Consider the following 15,955-nt stretch of genomic DNA (forward strand, 5'->3'; position numbering starts at 1 on the left):
ACATCCCGCACCACAGATTGGGTTTTGTAAACATGAGCGATAACACTGTTTCTCCTGCCGCTGACGCACCCGCAGCCAAACCTTCCCGGCGTTGGCCAATGCTGCTGGGCGGGCTGATCCTGATGGCTGGCGTGGCGGCCGGACTCGGCTGGTTCATGCACAAACCCAAGGTGCCGCCGGCGGAGTTGGCCAGCGACAAACTGGGCATGAGCCGCCCCGACGGTCTGCTCGAAACCCATTCCTTGAGTCAATTGCCCAAGGACTTGCTGGCGGTGCCGTTCCTCAAGGAAACCCTTACCGAAGATTTCGTCTTCTATTACGAAGCGCACGCCGATCGTCTCGGCTTGATCGGCAGTCTGCGGCGGATCATCTACGAACATGACTTGAAGTTGCAGGACAGCCTGATCGAACAGCTGTTCGATCAACCGGCGGATGTCGCGTTGTGGCGCGGGGCGGATGGCCGCCTGAAAGATTTTTTGTTGGTGATGGATCGCGGTGGCCTGGCCAAAGTGCTGGAGCCGCTGGCGAAAGTCGCGCTGGATGATTCGCAGCTGACGCAACTCGGTGACCTCAAGGTCGTCGGCGATACGGTGCCGCTGTATCAGCTCACCTACAACAACAGCAAAGCGCTGCTGTTTGCCTCTCATGGCGACAAGTTAGTGGTGCTGTCCAATCCTTCGAAACTGTACGACAACAGTAATGGCCCGATCGATGAGCTCGGCATGGTTTCGACTCAATCGCTGGAAGCACTGCTCGGCGGCCAGAAACTGTTCCCCGAAGCCTTCGGCCTGCCACTGCGCGCGCCTGAAGTGAAACAACGCCTGTCGGTCAATTCCAGCGTGCTGGCCATGGGTTACCAGCGTTTCATTCCGAACTTCGCCGGCCTGCGCTTCGACATGGACGACAAGGGCTGGCACAGCTTCCTCGCCATGGATGAACTGGAGAACCAGCCGGACTTCGATTTCAAACCGATCTGGCAAGCCATGCCGATGGGCGCCAGCGCTTGCGTGGCGCTGCCATTGGCTGCTGAACAACAGAAACCGCTGCTGGTGAAGCTCGGCGCCGAAGAAAAAGTGGCGCAAGCCCTGACCGATCATATGGCCGGTGCCGCCGGCCTGTGCTGGTACGCCGACTCGCGGCTGTACACGCCGTTGCTGGTGGCCAGCCTGAATGACAACGACAGCGCCAAACTCGACGGCGATCTGGGCACTCTGTTCGGCTCGATGGTCGGCGCCTACGAAGGTAACGTCGAAGAACACGCGTTCCCGGTGGTCGAGAAACAGGAAGGCGAAAACCACCAGTGGCAGCGTCAGGTCAGCTCCAACTTTGGCCCCTACAAAGCCAAGGATGCCGAGAACCCGGACGCGATTACCGGCAAGGCGTTCATGCGCGTGAGCCTGGCGCGCCACGGTTCGGCGCTGCTGTTTTCCCTTGATGACAAACTCGTGGACAAGGCCCTCGGCACCCTCGACAAACGCTTCCCGCCGATGGCCGACGTGGTGCCCAAAGACCAACTGATGCCGGTCTACTTCGGTCCGGATGCCATGGCGCAACTGATGCAACAGGAAACCCTCGACAGCCTGCCGCAGGACATGGAGCCGGTGTTCTACAACGCCGCGCAAACCTACCTGATCCCGAAACTGCGCAAGCTCGGCGGCTACGGTAAATATGCGCTGACCTTGCCCGAAGGCAGCGAGCCCGACGGCCACTGGCAATGGCTGCCACTGGAATGGAAAGCCCTGTGACTGCACTCATCCGAGGCCTCGGCCTGCTCGCGATGTTGCTCGGCAGTCGCGCATTTGCCAGCGAAGCCGCGCCGCTCGACCCGCAGCAATCCCAGGTGTTCCGCGCCTGGTTCGTGCGCATCGCCCAAGAGCAACTGACCCAAGGCCCGAGCCCGCGCTGGTATCAGCAGGACTGCGCCGGACTCGTGCGTTTTGCCGCCAACGAAGCCCTGAAAGTCCATGACGACAAGTGGCTGCGCAGCAATGGCCTGTCCAACCGCTACCTGCCGCCGGAGCTGCAACTGAGCGAAGCCCAACGCGGCCTCGCCCAGCAGTGGCAGCAGGGCGGCGGCAAGGTCGGGCCGTACGTCAACGCGATCAAACTGATTCAGTTCAACAGCCATCTGGTTGGCCGCGACCTGGCGCAAGCCCGGCCCGGCGACCTGATGTTTTTCGATCAGGGCGACGACCAGCACCTGATGATCTGGATGGGCCGCTACATCGCCTATCACACCGGCACCACCACCCCCACTGACAACGGCATGCGATCCGCGAGCCTGCAGCAACTCATGACATGGAAGGACACCCGATGGATACCCGACGCAGCCAACCCCAACTTCATCGGCGTCTATCGACTGAACTTTCTCTCCCAATGACCGGTGCCCGCATGCTGCGTTTTCTGTCTTTATTGTTGGTGTTGGTACTGCCTTGTTCGGCAGTGAACGCCGAAGACACCGTCGAGCCGAGCGGTTACACGCCGGTGGCCGGTGAAAGTTTTTTTCTGCTGGCGGACAGTAGTTTTGCCAGCGACGAACAGGCGATGGTCCGTCTCGAAGCGCCGGGCCGCGACTATCGCCGGTTCCGCATGGAGCCTTACGGCGGCGCGGACATTCGCGTGTACCGCATCGACAAACCGCTGGATTTCCTCAAGCGCCAGAAGAACCTGCACCGCGTGGTCAGCGACGGCCAGTTCAAGGGCGAAGGCCTGTCGAACACTCTCGCGTACCTGTGGGACAACTGGTACCGCAAATCCCGTCGCGTGATGCAGCGGGCGTTTTCCTACGAGTCGCGCAAACAAGTCACCGAGGAAGTGCCGGAACTGAAGATGGGCACCGCGATTGCCGCGCCAACGCCCTACGACGCCCAGCCGCAATTCGCACTGATTCCGGGCTTGCCAGTGGTCAGTCAGTTCCGTTATCCACTGTGGCAAGCCAAACCGATCCAGCCGCCAGAGGGCGTGAACCTGGCCGGTTCTTCCAGCGAGTTTGTCACGGTCGCGCCGGGCAATGTGTACATCCCGTTGGGTAACCTGAAACCGGGCCTGTACCTGGTGGAAGCGCTGATCGGCAAATACCGCGCGACCACCATGGTCTTCGTCTCCAACACTGTGGCGGTGAGCAAGATTGCCGGTGATGAACTGCTGGTCTGGGCCGCGCGCAAACACGAAGGCAGCTCAGTGCCGAAAGTGAATGTGCTGTGGACCGATGGCCTCGGCGTGATGAGCAGTGGCGCCACGGATGCTGATGGTTTATTGCGTTTGAAACACGTCAGCCCGGAGCGTTCGTTCGTGATCGGCGAGGACGAAGAGGGCGGGGTGTTTGTCTCCGAGAACTTCTATTACGACAGCGAAATCTACGACACCAAACTCTATGCCTTCACTGACCGGCCGCTGTATCGGCCGGGGGATTGGGTGTCGCTGAAAATCGTCGGTCGCGAGTTCAAGAACGCGCGCGATTCGGTGTTGCCGACGGCGGCGGATGTGAATGTCACGGTACTCGATGCCACCGGCACCGCGCTGCAAACGCTGGCGCTGAAACTCGATTCCAGGGCGGGCACCCAAGGCCGTTTCCAGTTGCCGGACAACGCGGTGGCGGGCGGTTATGAACTGCGTTTCAGCTACAAGGATCAGGCCTACAGCAGCGCTTTCCGGGTGGCGGAATACATCAAGCCGCACTTCGAAATCTCCTTGAACCTGGCCAAGCAGGATTACCGCACCGGCGAGCCGGTCAAAGGCAGCCTGGTGCTGCTGTACCCGGACGGCAAACCGGTGGCCGATGCCAAATTGACCCTGAGCCTGCGCGCCCAGCAACTGTCGATGGTCGACAACGAACTGCAATACCTCGGGCAATTCCCGGTGGAACTGACCAGCACCGAACTCACCACCGACGCCAAAGGCAGCGCGACTCTCGACCTGCCCGCCGCCGAGAAACCGAGCCGTTACATGCTCACTGTTTTTGCCAGCGATGGCGCGGCGTATCGGGTCAAGACCACCAAGGAAATCCTCATCGACCGTGGCGCCGCGAGTTTCCGCCTGAGCGCGCCGCAGCGCTTCAGTGCGGTGGGCGACAAGGTTGCATTCCGCTACGTCAACGAAGGTGGCAGCGAGCAAAGCAAAGCGGTCACGCCGAGCGGCTACAGCTGGGTGCGTCTGGAAGATCAGACCTCTGGCGCAGGCAAACTCGCTGCGACGGATAAAGGCTTCACGTTGGCCTTCGAGCGTCCGGGCACCTACAACCTGACATTGAAGGATGAGCATGGTCGCGCGGTCGGCGCCACGGGGCATTCGGTCACTGGCGATGGTGTCAAAGCCGTGCCCGGCACCGTGGAAATTGTCCTCGACAAACCCGAGTACAAGGCCGGCGATGAAGCCCTAGCGCTGATCACTTTTCCCGAGCCGGTGAGCGATGCCTTGCTGTCGCTGGAACGCGACAAGGTCGAGGCCACTGCGCTGATGTCCAAGGGTGGCGACTGGCTGAAGATGGAAAAACTCAGCGATACCCAATACCGCGCGCGCATCCCGGTGAAAGACAATTTTGCGCCGAATCTGACCTTCTCCGTGCTCTACACCAAGGGCGGGCAGTACAGTTTCCAGAACGCCGGGATCAAGGTGATTGCGCCGCAAATCGACGTGGCCATCGCCACCGACAAAGAGCTGTATCAGCCGGGCGAAACCGTGTCCGTGGACCTGACAACCCAGTTCGCCGGCAAGCCGATTGCGGCACACCTGACGGTCAGCGTGGTCGACGAAATGGTCTACGCGCTGCAACCGGAAGTCGCGCCAACCATCGACCAGTTTTTCTACCACCCGCGCCGCAACAACGTGCGTACCAGCGCCAGTCTGTCGTTCATCAGCTACGACGTCGCGTTGCCGGGCAGTCCCGGTGCACCGGGCAAAGCCAACCGCAGCGAGCGCGGCGTGAAAGTGCTGGAGCGGCCGCGTCGTGAAGACGTTGACACCGCCGCGTGGCAGCCGGAATTGATCACCGACGCCAACGGCAAAACCCGCTTCACCTTCAAGATGCCGGACTCGCTGACTCGCTGGCGCATTACTGCGCGAGCCATCGCCGATGACGGTCAGGTCGGGCAGAAAAAGCAATTCCTGCGCTCGGAAAAACCGCTGTACCTGAAGTGGAGCGGCCCGAGCAAATTCCGCGCGGGCGACAAGCCGGATCTTGGTGTGTTCGCCTTTAGTCAGGCGGAAAAACCGGTCAAGGCTGAGCTGGTGATTCATTACGCCGGCGCCGAACAACGGGTGCCCGTGACGCTGAACAACGGCATCAACTACATTGCATTGCCGGCGTTCGCGCTGGCCAGTGGCGAGTGGACCGCCGAGCTGGTGCAGGACGGCAAAACTGCCGACGCCCTGGCCGTGCACCTGACCGCGACCGGCGAAGGCTGGCAGGTCACACAAAGCCAAAGCCTGGACGTGGCCAGCGGTGATACGCCGCTGACCTTGCCGGCGGACGCTACGGACATTCGCTTGCGTCTGGATGACAGCCCGCAAGCGCTGTTCCGCTCGGCGCTCGATGATTTGCTGAGCTATCCCTACGGCGGCGTCGAGCAGACGGCCAGTCGTTTGCTGCCGTTGAGCATCGCCTATCCGACCTTGTCGTCGAACCCGCAAATCCGCGATCGCTTGCGCTTGATCATGCAAAACAGCCGTCTGCGTCTTGTGCAGATGGCCGGGCCGTCGGCGAGCTTCACCTGGTGGGGCATGGACGGTGAGCCGGACGCGTTCCTCACCGCCTACGCCTACTACGCCGATTGGCACGCCAGCAAAGCGCTGGAACTGAGCCTGCCGCCGGAGCATTGGCAGCGGGTGCTGGAGGTGTATTCCAAACAGGCGAAAAACACGCCACTGCTGCAACGGGCGTTGATCCTGTCGTTCGCCAAACAGATGCAATTGCCGGTGAACACGTTGCTCAGTGGTTTGATGGAGGACCTGGCGAAAGCGGGTGAGGGCAATGCCGCAAATCTGATGGAGGATGGCGAAGACAGCATCGTCATGAGCGATCCGGATTCGGCGCTCGGGTTGGCGGCGGCGCGTGCGTTGACGGCATCGCTGGCTCGTCAGTCCAAGGTGACGCTGCCCGACGCGTTCAATCGTCAATTGCCCGATGCACAACAGCGTCTGGCGGTCAGTTCCCAGCCGTTTGCCGAAGCCTTGAACCTGTCGCTGCAAGCCTTCGATCAGGCTCACGCACAAGCGTTGTTGCAACGATTGCTGCCACAACAATCAACGTTGGAGCGCGCATTGGCACTGACCTGGTTGCAACGCAGCATCGAGCAGGCTTCGCCGACCATCGCACTGGCACCGGGTGAAGGCTGGAAGAAAAACTACGGTGACACCGGCGAGATGTATTGGACGTGGCAGGGCGCTACGCCGGTGCCAGCGGTGTTGTCACTGAGCGGGACGCAAGAGCGTCCGTTGCGTGCAGCGTTGAGTTTCCAGACTAAACAACCGCCAGTTGATCCGATGGCTGTGACCATCACCCGTCGCTTGTCGCGTCTGGTGCCGGGCGATGAAGCTTTCACCTTCAAACTGGAAGCGGTCGGCACCAAGCCGTTGTCCAGCGACAGCCTGTATCTGGACGAAGTGATCATCACCAGCAAAACCACCAAACCGCTGCGTTACGGGATGATCGAAGTGCCGCTGCCACCGGGCGCGGATGTCGAGCGCACCACGTGGGGCATCAAGTTGATGGGCAAGGCCGGCACTGAACCGACGGCGCTGGAGAAGGCGCGCTTCGAACCGGGGCAGATGGCTTATGCGATTCCAGTGGATGCCTTGAGCGGTGAATTGCGCTTGCGTCACCTGGTGCGTTTCTCGCAGAAAGGTCAGTTCAACCTGCCGCCGGTGCGCTTCACTCAGGTCTACGCGCCACAGCATCAGGCCCAGGAACAGAAGCCGGCGCTGGGTCAGGTCACGGTCAACTGACATGACCCGACGTTGGCTCTGGTGGCTGCTGTGTTTGATCCCTGCGCTGGCGACGGCGCAGGACGAGCCGCTGCGTCTGGGCTTCAAGGGTGAAATGCTGTCGCTGAGCCGGACTCAGGTGATTTCTCGCGAACCGTTACCCGAGTCGTTGCAGACACCGTTGGGCAGTTTGTGGAAGCTGTTTGTCTACGGTTGGCTGGTGGACACCGGCGCGCGTGAGTCGGCTTATGAATGCCGTGGGCAGTCGAAAGAAGAAGTCTATTGCTGCACCGCGGGGGGCAAGATTGAGCGTGATCAGGCGCTGGTGAAGTCCTGCGGGTTGTATTTTGAACCGCAGCGGTTGGGCATTGCGGGGGCTGATTGGCGCACGTATTGGCAGGCACGAAAGGCGCCTGAGTGGTTGCTGGACTTGCCTTCGTTGCAGCCTTCAACGCGAGTTCCGGTAGCGGAGCTGCTGCGAATGTTGGCCGTGATGCCCGCGCAGGATCAAGCGCGGCGAGTGTTGCTGGATGTGGTGTTGAATGCCGCCGACGGCAATGTCGTGGGCGAACTTGGTGGTCGGTTGCGGGTGAAAACCTGGAGCTGGTTGGGCGACCAGGATCCATCGTCGCGCCAGGGTGGGTTTGCCGGTTGGCTGGCCGATGGAACGCCGATTTGGGCGGGGGGACGCGGAACCAGTCAGATGGTGCTGCGCAATTACGGTATGGCGTTGGCTTCGGTGTTGCCGGTTGATTGGCCTTTGGATGCAGGACGCTGCGTCGAAGTCGGATTGTTTTCCCGCTATCCGATCGGACGTGTTCTGGCGGGGGATCGTGCTGTTTCTTCCGGGCCTTTGCAGGGCGACTTTCGCGTTGAATTCGCCAATGGCAATCAACTGGATATTCACAGCGACGGTGAGCTGTTTTTGGTGGGCGACAAACTGGTCGCACGCCTGGACCGAGAAGAGTACGTCGCCCGGGTCTTGCAGCGCGAAGCCAAACCTGAACCCGCCGAAGCCGCCAAAGCCCTGGCCATCGCCATTCGCACTTACCTGCTGCAAAACGCCACCCGCCACGGCGACTGCCTGAGCATCGACGACAGCAGCAGCCGCCAACGCGTCGCCCCGCGCCCGGCCACCGCCGAGTCGCGCAACATCGCCGCGTGGACCAGCGACCTCGTCCTCGCCGGCAGCACCGTCACCTACCACTCCGACCAACCTGGCCCGGACAAACTCTCCTGGCAGCACGCCGTCGAACAAGCCAACGCCGGCCAACGCTACGACGCCATCCTGCTACACGCCTACCCGCGTGCCAGCCTCAGCCGCTGGGACAACCCCGTCGCCTCCTGCGAAGCACTGCCCGCCGCGCAAGACTGGCTGCAAACCCAACGTCGCGGCTGGCGTGCGCGGTTGGAAAGCGAAATCGGCTACAACGAAGTCAGCACATTCGCCGTCTGCCGCCTGGCTTTCGGCCGCCCCTACGTCGACCGCGAGCGTCAGCGCATTTATGTGCGCGGCGTGCTGTCGCTGCAAGACCGCCTCGACCTGACCCACGAATACCTGCACCTGGCCTTCGAAGCACACCCCAACGGCCAGGATGAAACCTACATCGAAGGGCTCGCCCGCCACCTCTTGCTGGAATAGGCCATGAAACTCCGTTATCCACAGGTTTTCCTGTTCCTTTGTTCTTTCTGCGTATTGCCGACGATTCTCGCGGCTGAAAATGCCGTCAAACTCGACACCCCCGTCGGCGGCTGGCGCACCGGTGCGGTCGAAGGTGAAGGTGAAAACTTCCGCCAGACCGTCAACTACCCGGCCTCCTCGGTGAATACCCCGGCAGGACAGGCCAACACCGCACGCATCACCGGCCAGATCAAAGCCACGCCCAAGTCCACTGAACCGGGCCGATTGATCGTCAACGGCGTCAGCATGCCGCTGAAAATCGACCCCGCCGGCCGCTTTGATCGACCGTTCTCGTTCCCCAACGGCAGCAACAGCGTCGAAGTCCGCAGCCCCGATGGCCAACAACGCCATCGCACCCAGTTCCTCAATGCCAGTGGTGGCGCGACCCCGGCGAAATTGCGCGTGTTGCTGGCCTGGGATAGCGATGGCACGGATCTGGACTTGCACCTCATCACGCCTGATGGCGCGCACATCTGGTATGGCGATCGTGTCGCGCCTAATGGGGCTGCGCTGGATGTGGACGTGACCACCGGTTATGGCCCTGAAATCTTCGCCATGCCTGCGCCGATCAAAGGGCAGTATTTGGTGTATGTGAATTACTTTGGCGGTGGGTATCGGAGTGATGAGGAAGGACAGGAGGAGGCGGTTCAGCCGCTGACGACGGCGCAGGTGACGGTGATTACCGAGGAGGGGACGCCGAACGAGAAGATGGAGACTTTTCTGGTGCCGATGCGGGCGGTGGGGGAGTTGACGTTGGTTAAGGGGTTTAGTTATCCGTGAGGGAAAAGTTTGAGCAGTGTTGGCACTATTAAATCGGGCAGCGGGCAGCTGCCCAATTGCTTGAGGGAGACCTTGAGGTCAAAACGCAAGCATTAAAAAGCCGGCTTGTGGGCGGCTTTTCTAGCGTCCATCAAAGTCTGCGCTCATCTGGAGGAGCCGCATTATCGGCCTGTAAATAAGGGGGTTAGTGCTTATTTACGTCCATTGCTTGCTAGTGCCCGCCAACATCATCTACCGTTCTGGGTATGGGCCCGATTATGGGCTGAGCCTCTGGTGGATATATGGTTAAGCTGACAGTCAAGGGAATCGCCGGGTTGTTGAAATCCGGCAAACGAGGCTACGCCGGTGACGGAGGAAACCTGTATTTCAAGTACAACGTTGATGGCAAGGGGAGCTGGATCTTTCGCTACAAGTGGAACGGCAAGTCCCGTGATATGGGGCTTGGGTCTTATCCCGACATCGGCCTGCCTGACGCTCGCGCGAATGCTCTTGAGGCGCGCCGAGTATTGAATACAGGCGCAGACCCGCTATCGGAGCGAGAGGTCGCACGCGAAGCTAGCAGAGCTGTAGCGCGGGCTGCTGAGGCCAAGCGTCATTCGTTCAAAAGCCTTGCTCTTGAGTACCACCAAGCGCATAGCGGAAAGCACTCAGAGAAGTGGCGAAAGGGTTGGGTACGAAAAATGGAGAAGTATGCGTTTCCATTGATCGGTGACCTTCCTGCTGAGGCGGTCGAGGTGGGCCATGTGCAAAAGATTTTGAATCCCATATGGGGTGAGAAAACTCGTACGGCGGACGAGGTTCGGGGGCAAATCGAACAGGTTCTCGATGCTGCGAAAGCGCGAGGCTTGCGAGAGGGTGAGAATCCAGCGCGTTGGCGTGGGAACTTGGAGCATCTTCTTTCCAGAGACGCTAAGAAGGCGGCACGAAAGCGCGAGCATTTTGCTGCTATGAAGTGGTCCGAGTTACCTATGTTGATGGCGAAGCTTCGAAGGGATGACACTCTCCCATCGTTTGCTGCTCAGTTACTGATCTTGACTGGTGCGCGGGCTCACATGGCTAGGTTTGCACGTTGGGAGGAATTCGATCTTGAGTCTAAGACTTGGGTGCTATCGGCTGAGCGCATGAAGGCGCGGAAAGCTTTTGCAATACCGCTCTCCGATCAGGTTTTGGGCATGCTTGCCAAGATTCCGCGAATTGAGGGAAGCGCATTCCTGTTCCCTGGGCGAGGAAAGAGCGGGGTGATGCACGCAAATGCCGTGCGCACTCTTCTGCATAATATGAAGCATGCTGACATCACCCGTCATGGGTTTCGATCAACATTTCGGGACTGGGCAAGTGAGTCCACGAGCTATCCGCGGGAGGTCTGTGAAATGGCTCTTGCACACGATGAGCGAGACCAAACCGAGGGTGCCTACTCCCGGACTGACTTCCTTGAGAAACGTCGACCGTTAATGCAGGAGTGGGCTGAGCATGCCTCGTCAGAGAAGACTGTTGAAACGGAAATGCCTTTTTTGGCCGACGCTATTGAATCCTCTACTTCTCCCCTTTGAGGTCTGATATGCCTGACCACCTCTCACAGCTAAAATGGTTTACCACCGAGCAAGCGTTGCGATATTTGAAGCAAGAGAAGTCTATTGAGCTGACCCAGCACGATTTATTCACTCACTGCGAGCAGGGGAATTGCACCGCGCGGATTAATCCAGGCCGCCTTGCGGGAAAGAGCGCCTCATGGATTGAGGGCGCTGAGAATTCGTATTTTCAGACCGTTTACAGCAATGGCGAGTCCCGGATACTCAATCCGCTCACTATTCTAGACTCGGTCGCTACGAGCTCGATTACCCTCTACCTGTCTGGAGAAGTGCGGGAAAAGTATGAATCCGATGCTACTTCATACCCGTGTGAAGAATGGGCGGTTGAGCTAAAGCCAGAGGATTGCAAGGTAAGATTCGATCGGTCGGAAATTGATTCATTTGCAGTCAGCATTAATGGCGCCGTCTCCGCTACCGCCAGCCCTACCGAGGAAATACCATCTCACTCACTTGTAATCGCGGCTTTGTTGGAGCTACTGCTTGAGCCTGGTAGGCCTAATTACAATCAGAGCGGTATCACCAAGGCAATCTGCAGCCGTCACGGGAAGTGGTACGGCATCGGTGATAGCAGTCTTCCCAAGCTTTTCGCGGCGTGCAACAAAGCTGCTAAAGAGGCCGATGCAGCCTTGTGAAAATTGCAATTGCAAAACTGATTTTTGCAATTGAAATGACTCCGGAATTCTAGTTGGGTTGAATGTGTGCATCCAATCCACGAGGCACCATAGGTTGCCAAGGAGTTACTAAATGCATCCATCTACATCCTCTCAAATGTCGCAAACCCGAGGCGCTTTGCAAAGTCGTCGAATCCTTCGTCTACCAGACGTGGAGCGTTGCGTAGGATTCAAACGAGCTCATATCTACAGCTTGATGGGCCAAGGATTATTTCCACAATCGGTGCGCCTTGGTCCAAGAGCTGTAGGGTGGGATTCTCTCGCAGTCGAGAGGTGGGTTGACGATCGTATTTCCGGAGAGCCGTCTCGCAGTTTCCGTATGAACGGAGAAGCTTTGTGAGAAATCTTGCCTATATCAGCACTCACGATCAGAGCTCTGACGCCCAGCACTTTGATATCGCCCAAAAGCACAATATCGAACGCTGGTTCATAGAAGGAACGAGCGAATCCATCAGAATTCTTGAGCGGCCCGGTTTCCTGGAACTGCATAAATTCGCCCGAAAGGGGGATACGGTGATCGTTTGCTCAATCGAAACTTTGGGCCGTGACAGTTTCGAGCTCTACGACGCTTTCGAGGCACTCCGGGCAAAAGGGGTAAACGTGGCCTCGGTCGGAGGAAACCTCGATCTTTCAAGTCCTACCGGAAAGATTTTTTTAGAAACGCTGACCACGCTCACGGAGCTGCGTCGAACCATCTCGCGGCGTAGAAGGCGTGAGAGAAAATAGAGATGCTCCATTAGCGGCTCGCGCAATGGGCCTGGATGAATTTCGCTGGCTCAGAGAGTGTACTTTTTGAGCCGCCAAATCTGCCAAGCGTCACCAACCGAAAGACTGGGCGCCTGGCTAGCTCAAATGTGTTGTTTTAATCTGAGCTGTCGCGTATATTCTGAGCCTAGATTATGAGCTATAGAGTGAAGCGCCCCGATGACTGTCCTAGCCTACGCCCGAGTCAGCACAGACGATCAGAGCACCGACGCTCAGCGTCACACCATTGCCCAACACTACAACATAGCCGATGACCATTGGTTCCGTGATGAGGCCACCAGTGGCGCCACCAAGGCCTTGCAGCGTGCCAGCTTTAAAGAGCTGTTCAAGTTCGCCAGGAAGGGCGACACATTGATCGTCACGGCTATCGATCGTCTAGGCCGGGACACAATCGATCTGCTTGAGACAGTCGAAGCATTGACAGCAAAGGGGGTCGCCGTCGTGTCTATGCGTGAAGGCTTCGATCTATCCAGCCCCATAGGCAAGGCCATGCTAACCATGCTTGCTGCCGTAGCTGAGCTGGAGCGCTCAAATATCAAGGCCAGACAAATGGCCGGTATCGCCCGCGCCCGTGCCACAGGCCAGAAGCTCGGAGCACCAAAGAAAATTGATGACGCCGCCGTTAGTGAGTGGCGTAAGGCCCAAGAAGCGACCATCAAGCAGACAGCTCATCATTTCGGGATTTCCATTGCAGCCGTAAAACGAGCCTGCGCCAGCAAATCCGCGATCAGCGTACAAGGGGAATGATTATGGCAGGCAAACAGAAAACACCAGACCAAGCCGCGCAGGCAGTAATACTGTGCGAAGCCGGGTGGACAGTGTCCGCAATTGCAGGCCGTCTTTCGATCAGTGTGAGCACCGTCCAGCGTCTGCTGAAGAAGAACAACGCCGTGGCTGGAGCTGGGACACAGGCTCTCATCGAGAGAGCCAGAGAAGAGCTGCTCACGTCGGCTTTTTCATTGGAAGCTGTACAGCAGACAGTAGCGGCGCTGGTGACGGATGAGCTGGCGCTGAGTCAGCAGATCAGAACAAAACTAGCAAATGCCTTGGAAGCCCTCGACCCGACTGATCCAGTTGCCTTCAGAGGACTTGCCGCTGCATCTACGACGCTCAAGCTAACGCAAGACGTGACCCGGCGCTCACTTCCCATCGAGAAGCTGAATCAAGCTTCGGAGTTCGAAGAGCTTCCCGTATTACAAATTCACATCATGACCGAGCAGGACGTGGCGGAGATGCGGGCAAAGCAGCGGCTAGAGGACGCGGAGATCAGTGGAGATACTCAAGGCACTCAAGATGAATTGGAAAACCTGCGATGGATGGAGAGTAGACGCCTGGCGCAACTAGATCAGACGGATGAAGACGACGACATTGTGTGTGAGGGGGTTGACTCACTCATGACCGGAACTTGACCTGCCATTCGTCAAACCCTTAGAGACTAGTGTAAGTATCGAACACCATGGCGCCTCTGCCGGGATGGCCATTTTGAAAATCCAATATATCGGATCGGTGCCGAGTTAAACCATGAAATACCAGCACACGGACCTCAGCACGAGCGATTTTGTTGAGGAAAACGCAATCAAGGCGAGCGGCCCTTTTCCAAAAAAGGCTGCTATTCCGCCACCAGCAAAAAAGCGCTGCACACCAGCTATCGCGGGGGGCTTGGCGGGTTTCTATACGTCCCATGTGAAGAACCTAGCAGTATTAGGGGAATTAGAGCTTCAGGAAACAAAAGACCAAGCACGCATAGATAGGCTGAAAGCCAACAACGAGCACCTAACAGCAATCGCGCAGGACTACGCTTCTGGTGTATCCCTTCACGACTGGAAAAGAAGATTGTCAGCTGACACAAAGCGAGCGTTTAGCTTTCTAGGGTTCTCTCTGCAATCTGACGCTCAGGTCATAAATTTCCGTCTAGGCCACGAGGTAGCTGAAGCCGCCTTGTCAGCCAAGAAAGGACCGACCGACTACCTTTCAGCACTCCTCAGAACACTCGGCATCGTAGACCTGGTTTTTGTCTTGGAGCTTGCCAGCAGTGACAGCGAAGAGAACCATCCCTTGCACCTTCATGGCATCGCCCGCATCCCGGCTACCGTCTCTACCCAAGCCATTCGACAGCTACTTGCGCCGGAACCAGATCTGGGCGCATCACCTCCGACAAGAGGTTATCGCCAACGCTGGAGCAATAAGGCCATTGCGGTGACTGAGCTTCAGACTCCGGGCACGTGGGTATCCTACAGCGGTAAAGAGTTCGACTTTACCGCCCACCGCTTGCAATCCAATCCGGGATACGCCAGCCGATCAGCGACCAACGCAGGCAGAGAGCTCTATGAAACATTGAGGGTTTGGATTAGTTAAACCATGTCGTCCGCCGTGGAGGGAGGGCTCCAGGGCGCGCCACTGCCACCCTCAATGGTTATCGTGAAACAGAGAGCGGTCTAAAGCTGCCAACCTGACCGTCAAAAAAACGTGCCGTCCAGTACAGTCGTTTTGTTGGCTTTTTCATCGGCAGTCATGCGCTATCAAAAACGCTTTTTTATAAAATAATGGTCAAAATAGTCGAGCGAGCGTACTGAATCATCTTTATACTCCGGCGCCCGCACTCTGCGGATAGCTGTGACTTCTGCTCATAACTAGACTGCAAAAGGACTTGACTGATCCATGACGACGAACGTTTATGACCGAACCACTGGTTTTATCACCAGCGATTCAAGATGGTCAGTCGAGAAAGACTTTGCATTTATGTATGTGGATGACACGGGTTTCGACAAAATCGAAGAAGCTCGAGGAAAGGTCTTCCTATTCGCTGGTGATTCTGAAATTATCCAGCTGTGGAAAACGTTCCTTCGCTCGGGTCCGCTCTCATCGGAGGGGCGACCGAAGATCGAAGGGATTGCTATCCTGATTGCGGACTCCGCAACCGGTAAACTCGTCTACCATTACGGTCAAGACATATTGCTCCCGGACTCCGAGGATCCCGATACAAGCTTCGCAGGATCTGGAGCAAGGTCAGCAGCGCAGTGCTGGCAAGCTAATAACTGCGCAAAAAAAGCGGTCGAGACCGCCAAGAGTTTTGATGTGGCCAGTGGAGGCGAAGTGAAATCTTTTGAACTTTCCACCGGGTTGCACAACCTAAACGATCAAATTGACGTGAAAGAATTGAAAGCCGCGTTTCTCAAAAAGGGGATGGTAATGTTCACCGCTAATAGCCAACAGCCAGTGACAGTGCAGGAAGCCGCCGCCAACGACCCTCGCGTTGCTCAAATTGTACAAGCAATCGCGCAGGGCAGCGTCTCGCTTAAAGCTCCATGTGATGCGATGTATAATCAGCCTACTCACGCGGACAAAAAGCGACTTGATGCTGCACTAGACGCAATATTTGCCTGATCTTCGGCGCAAAAAAAGCCCGCGAAAGCGGGTTTTTTTATGCTTGCCAAAAAGTGACTTGAATAAATTGTGCTAGCGCTGACAGCCAAGGACTGGCCCAGGAAGTGAAAGCTTCCTATGAGGACATCAGCGCTTGGCTCAATTCCTAATTGCCATTGCCACTT

At 57.7% G+C, this 15,955-nt stretch carries 13 protein-coding genes; all 13 read left to right on the plus strand.

Annotated elements, in window-relative coordinates; all coding sequences use genetic code 11:
• Positions 1 to 32: 32 nt before the first annotated feature.
• Positions 33 to 1,745 carry a DUF2138 domain-containing protein gene (locus tag ACI77H_RS23835; RefSeq protein ID WP_407014115.1) on the plus strand — a complete coding sequence of 571 codons (1,713 nt, stop codon included), beginning with the start codon at positions 33 to 35 and terminating at the stop codon, positions 1,743 to 1,745.
• Positions 1,730 to 2,380: a DUF1175 domain-containing protein gene (locus ACI77H_RS23840; protein ID WP_407014300.1), complete on the plus strand. Its 651-nt coding sequence runs from the start codon at positions 1,730 to 1,732 to the stop codon at positions 2,378 to 2,380. The genes ACI77H_RS23835 and ACI77H_RS23840 overlap by 16 nt, the downstream gene beginning before the upstream one ends.
• A complete protein-coding gene (locus tag ACI77H_RS23845; RefSeq protein ID WP_407014116.1) occupies positions 2,377 to 6,942 on the plus strand; it encodes an alpha-2-macroglobulin family protein in 4,566 nt (1,521 codons plus the stop codon). Before ACI77H_RS23840 ends, ACI77H_RS23845 begins: the two co-directional genes overlap by 4 nt.
• A 1-nt stretch (position 6,943) precedes the next feature.
• On the plus strand, positions 6,944 to 8,563 hold the full coding sequence (locus ACI77H_RS23850; protein ID WP_407014117.1) for a DUF2300 domain-containing protein: 1,620 nt from the start codon (positions 6,944 to 6,946) through the stop codon (positions 8,561 to 8,563).
• A gap of 3 nt (positions 8,564 to 8,566) precedes the next feature.
• Entirely contained in the window at positions 8,567 to 9,382 is an 816-nt protein-coding gene (locus ACI77H_RS23855) for a YfaP family protein (RefSeq protein ID WP_407014118.1), read from the plus strand.
• A gap of 281 nt (positions 9,383 to 9,663) precedes the next feature.
• Complete coding sequence (locus ACI77H_RS23860; protein WP_407014119.1) at positions 9,664 to 10,932, plus strand: tyrosine-type recombinase/integrase; 1,269 nt, start codon at positions 9,664 to 9,666, stop codon at positions 10,930 to 10,932.
• Positions 10,933 to 10,940: 8 nt separating this feature from the next.
• Positions 10,941 to 11,603, plus strand: a complete 663-nt coding sequence (locus tag ACI77H_RS23865) for a hypothetical protein (RefSeq protein ID WP_407014120.1) — start codon at positions 10,941 to 10,943, stop codon at positions 11,601 to 11,603.
• A 136-nt stretch (positions 11,604 to 11,739) separates the two neighbouring features.
• Positions 11,740 to 11,982, plus strand: a complete 243-nt coding sequence (locus ACI77H_RS23870) for an AlpA family phage regulatory protein (protein ID WP_407014301.1) — start codon at positions 11,740 to 11,742, stop codon at positions 11,980 to 11,982.
• Positions 11,979 to 12,368, plus strand: a complete 390-nt coding sequence (locus tag ACI77H_RS23875; RefSeq protein ID WP_407014121.1) for a recombinase family protein — start codon at positions 11,979 to 11,981, stop codon at positions 12,366 to 12,368. Before ACI77H_RS23870 ends, ACI77H_RS23875 begins: the two co-directional genes overlap by 4 nt.
• A 198-nt stretch (positions 12,369 to 12,566) precedes the next feature.
• Positions 12,567 to 13,154 carry a recombinase family protein gene (locus ACI77H_RS23880; RefSeq protein ID WP_407014122.1) on the plus strand — a complete coding sequence of 196 codons (588 nt, stop codon included), beginning with the start codon at positions 12,567 to 12,569 and terminating at the stop codon, positions 13,152 to 13,154.
• 2 nt (positions 13,155 to 13,156) lie between these two features.
• The gene (locus ACI77H_RS23885; RefSeq protein WP_407014123.1) at positions 13,157 to 13,816 is read left to right on the plus strand and encodes a helix-turn-helix domain-containing protein; all 660 of its coding nucleotides are present in this window, start codon (positions 13,157 to 13,159) and stop codon (positions 13,814 to 13,816) included.
• A 112-nt stretch (positions 13,817 to 13,928) separates the two neighbouring features.
• Positions 13,929 to 14,762 carry a hypothetical protein gene (locus ACI77H_RS23890; RefSeq protein WP_407014124.1) on the plus strand — a complete coding sequence of 278 codons (834 nt, stop codon included), beginning with the start codon at positions 13,929 to 13,931 and terminating at the stop codon, positions 14,760 to 14,762.
• Positions 14,763 to 15,065: 303 nt separating this feature from the next.
• Positions 15,066 to 15,791 (plus strand): hypothetical protein, encoded by a 726-nt coding sequence (locus ACI77H_RS23895; protein ID WP_407014125.1) that lies wholly within the window; start codon positions 15,066 to 15,068, stop codon positions 15,789 to 15,791.
• Positions 15,792 to 15,955 lie beyond the last annotated feature (164 nt).

The sequence above is a fragment of the Pseudomonas sp. O230 genome, from assembly GCF_045447035.1.
Lineage (GTDB): Bacteria > Pseudomonadota > Gammaproteobacteria > Pseudomonadales > Pseudomonadaceae > Aquipseudomonas.

What these genes read in the sequence shown, in the direction of transcription:
- ACI77H_RS23835 (WP_407014115.1), top strand. Translation starts at nt 33, where the DNA reads ATGAGCGATAACACTGTTTCTCCTGCCGCTGACGCACCCGCAGCCAAA.
- ACI77H_RS23840 (WP_407014300.1), top strand. Translation starts at nt 1,730, where the DNA reads ATGGAAAGCCCTGTGACTGCACTCATCCGAGGCCTCGGCCTGCTCGCG.
- ACI77H_RS23845 (WP_407014116.1), top strand. Translation starts at nt 2,377, where the DNA reads ATGACCGGTGCCCGCATGCTGCGTTTTCTGTCTTTATTGTTGGTGTTG.
- ACI77H_RS23850 (WP_407014117.1), top strand. Translation starts at nt 6,944, where the DNA reads ATGACCCGACGTTGGCTCTGGTGGCTGCTGTGTTTGATCCCTGCGCTG.
- ACI77H_RS23855 (WP_407014118.1), top strand. Translation starts at nt 8,567, where the DNA reads ATGAAACTCCGTTATCCACAGGTTTTCCTGTTCCTTTGTTCTTTCTGC.
- ACI77H_RS23860 (WP_407014119.1), top strand. Translation starts at nt 9,664, where the DNA reads ATGGTTAAGCTGACAGTCAAGGGAATCGCCGGGTTGTTGAAATCCGGC.
- ACI77H_RS23865 (WP_407014120.1), top strand. Translation starts at nt 10,941, where the DNA reads ATGCCTGACCACCTCTCACAGCTAAAATGGTTTACCACCGAGCAAGCG.
- ACI77H_RS23870 (WP_407014301.1), top strand. Translation starts at nt 11,740, where the DNA reads ATGTCGCAAACCCGAGGCGCTTTGCAAAGTCGTCGAATCCTTCGTCTA.
- ACI77H_RS23880 (WP_407014122.1), top strand. Translation starts at nt 12,567, where the DNA reads ATGACTGTCCTAGCCTACGCCCGAGTCAGCACAGACGATCAGAGCACC.
- ACI77H_RS23885 (WP_407014123.1), top strand. Translation starts at nt 13,157, where the DNA reads ATGGCAGGCAAACAGAAAACACCAGACCAAGCCGCGCAGGCAGTAATA.
- ACI77H_RS23890 (WP_407014124.1), top strand. Translation starts at nt 13,929, where the DNA reads ATGAAATACCAGCACACGGACCTCAGCACGAGCGATTTTGTTGAGGAA.
- ACI77H_RS23895 (WP_407014125.1), top strand. Translation starts at nt 15,066, where the DNA reads ATGACGACGAACGTTTATGACCGAACCACTGGTTTTATCACCAGCGAT.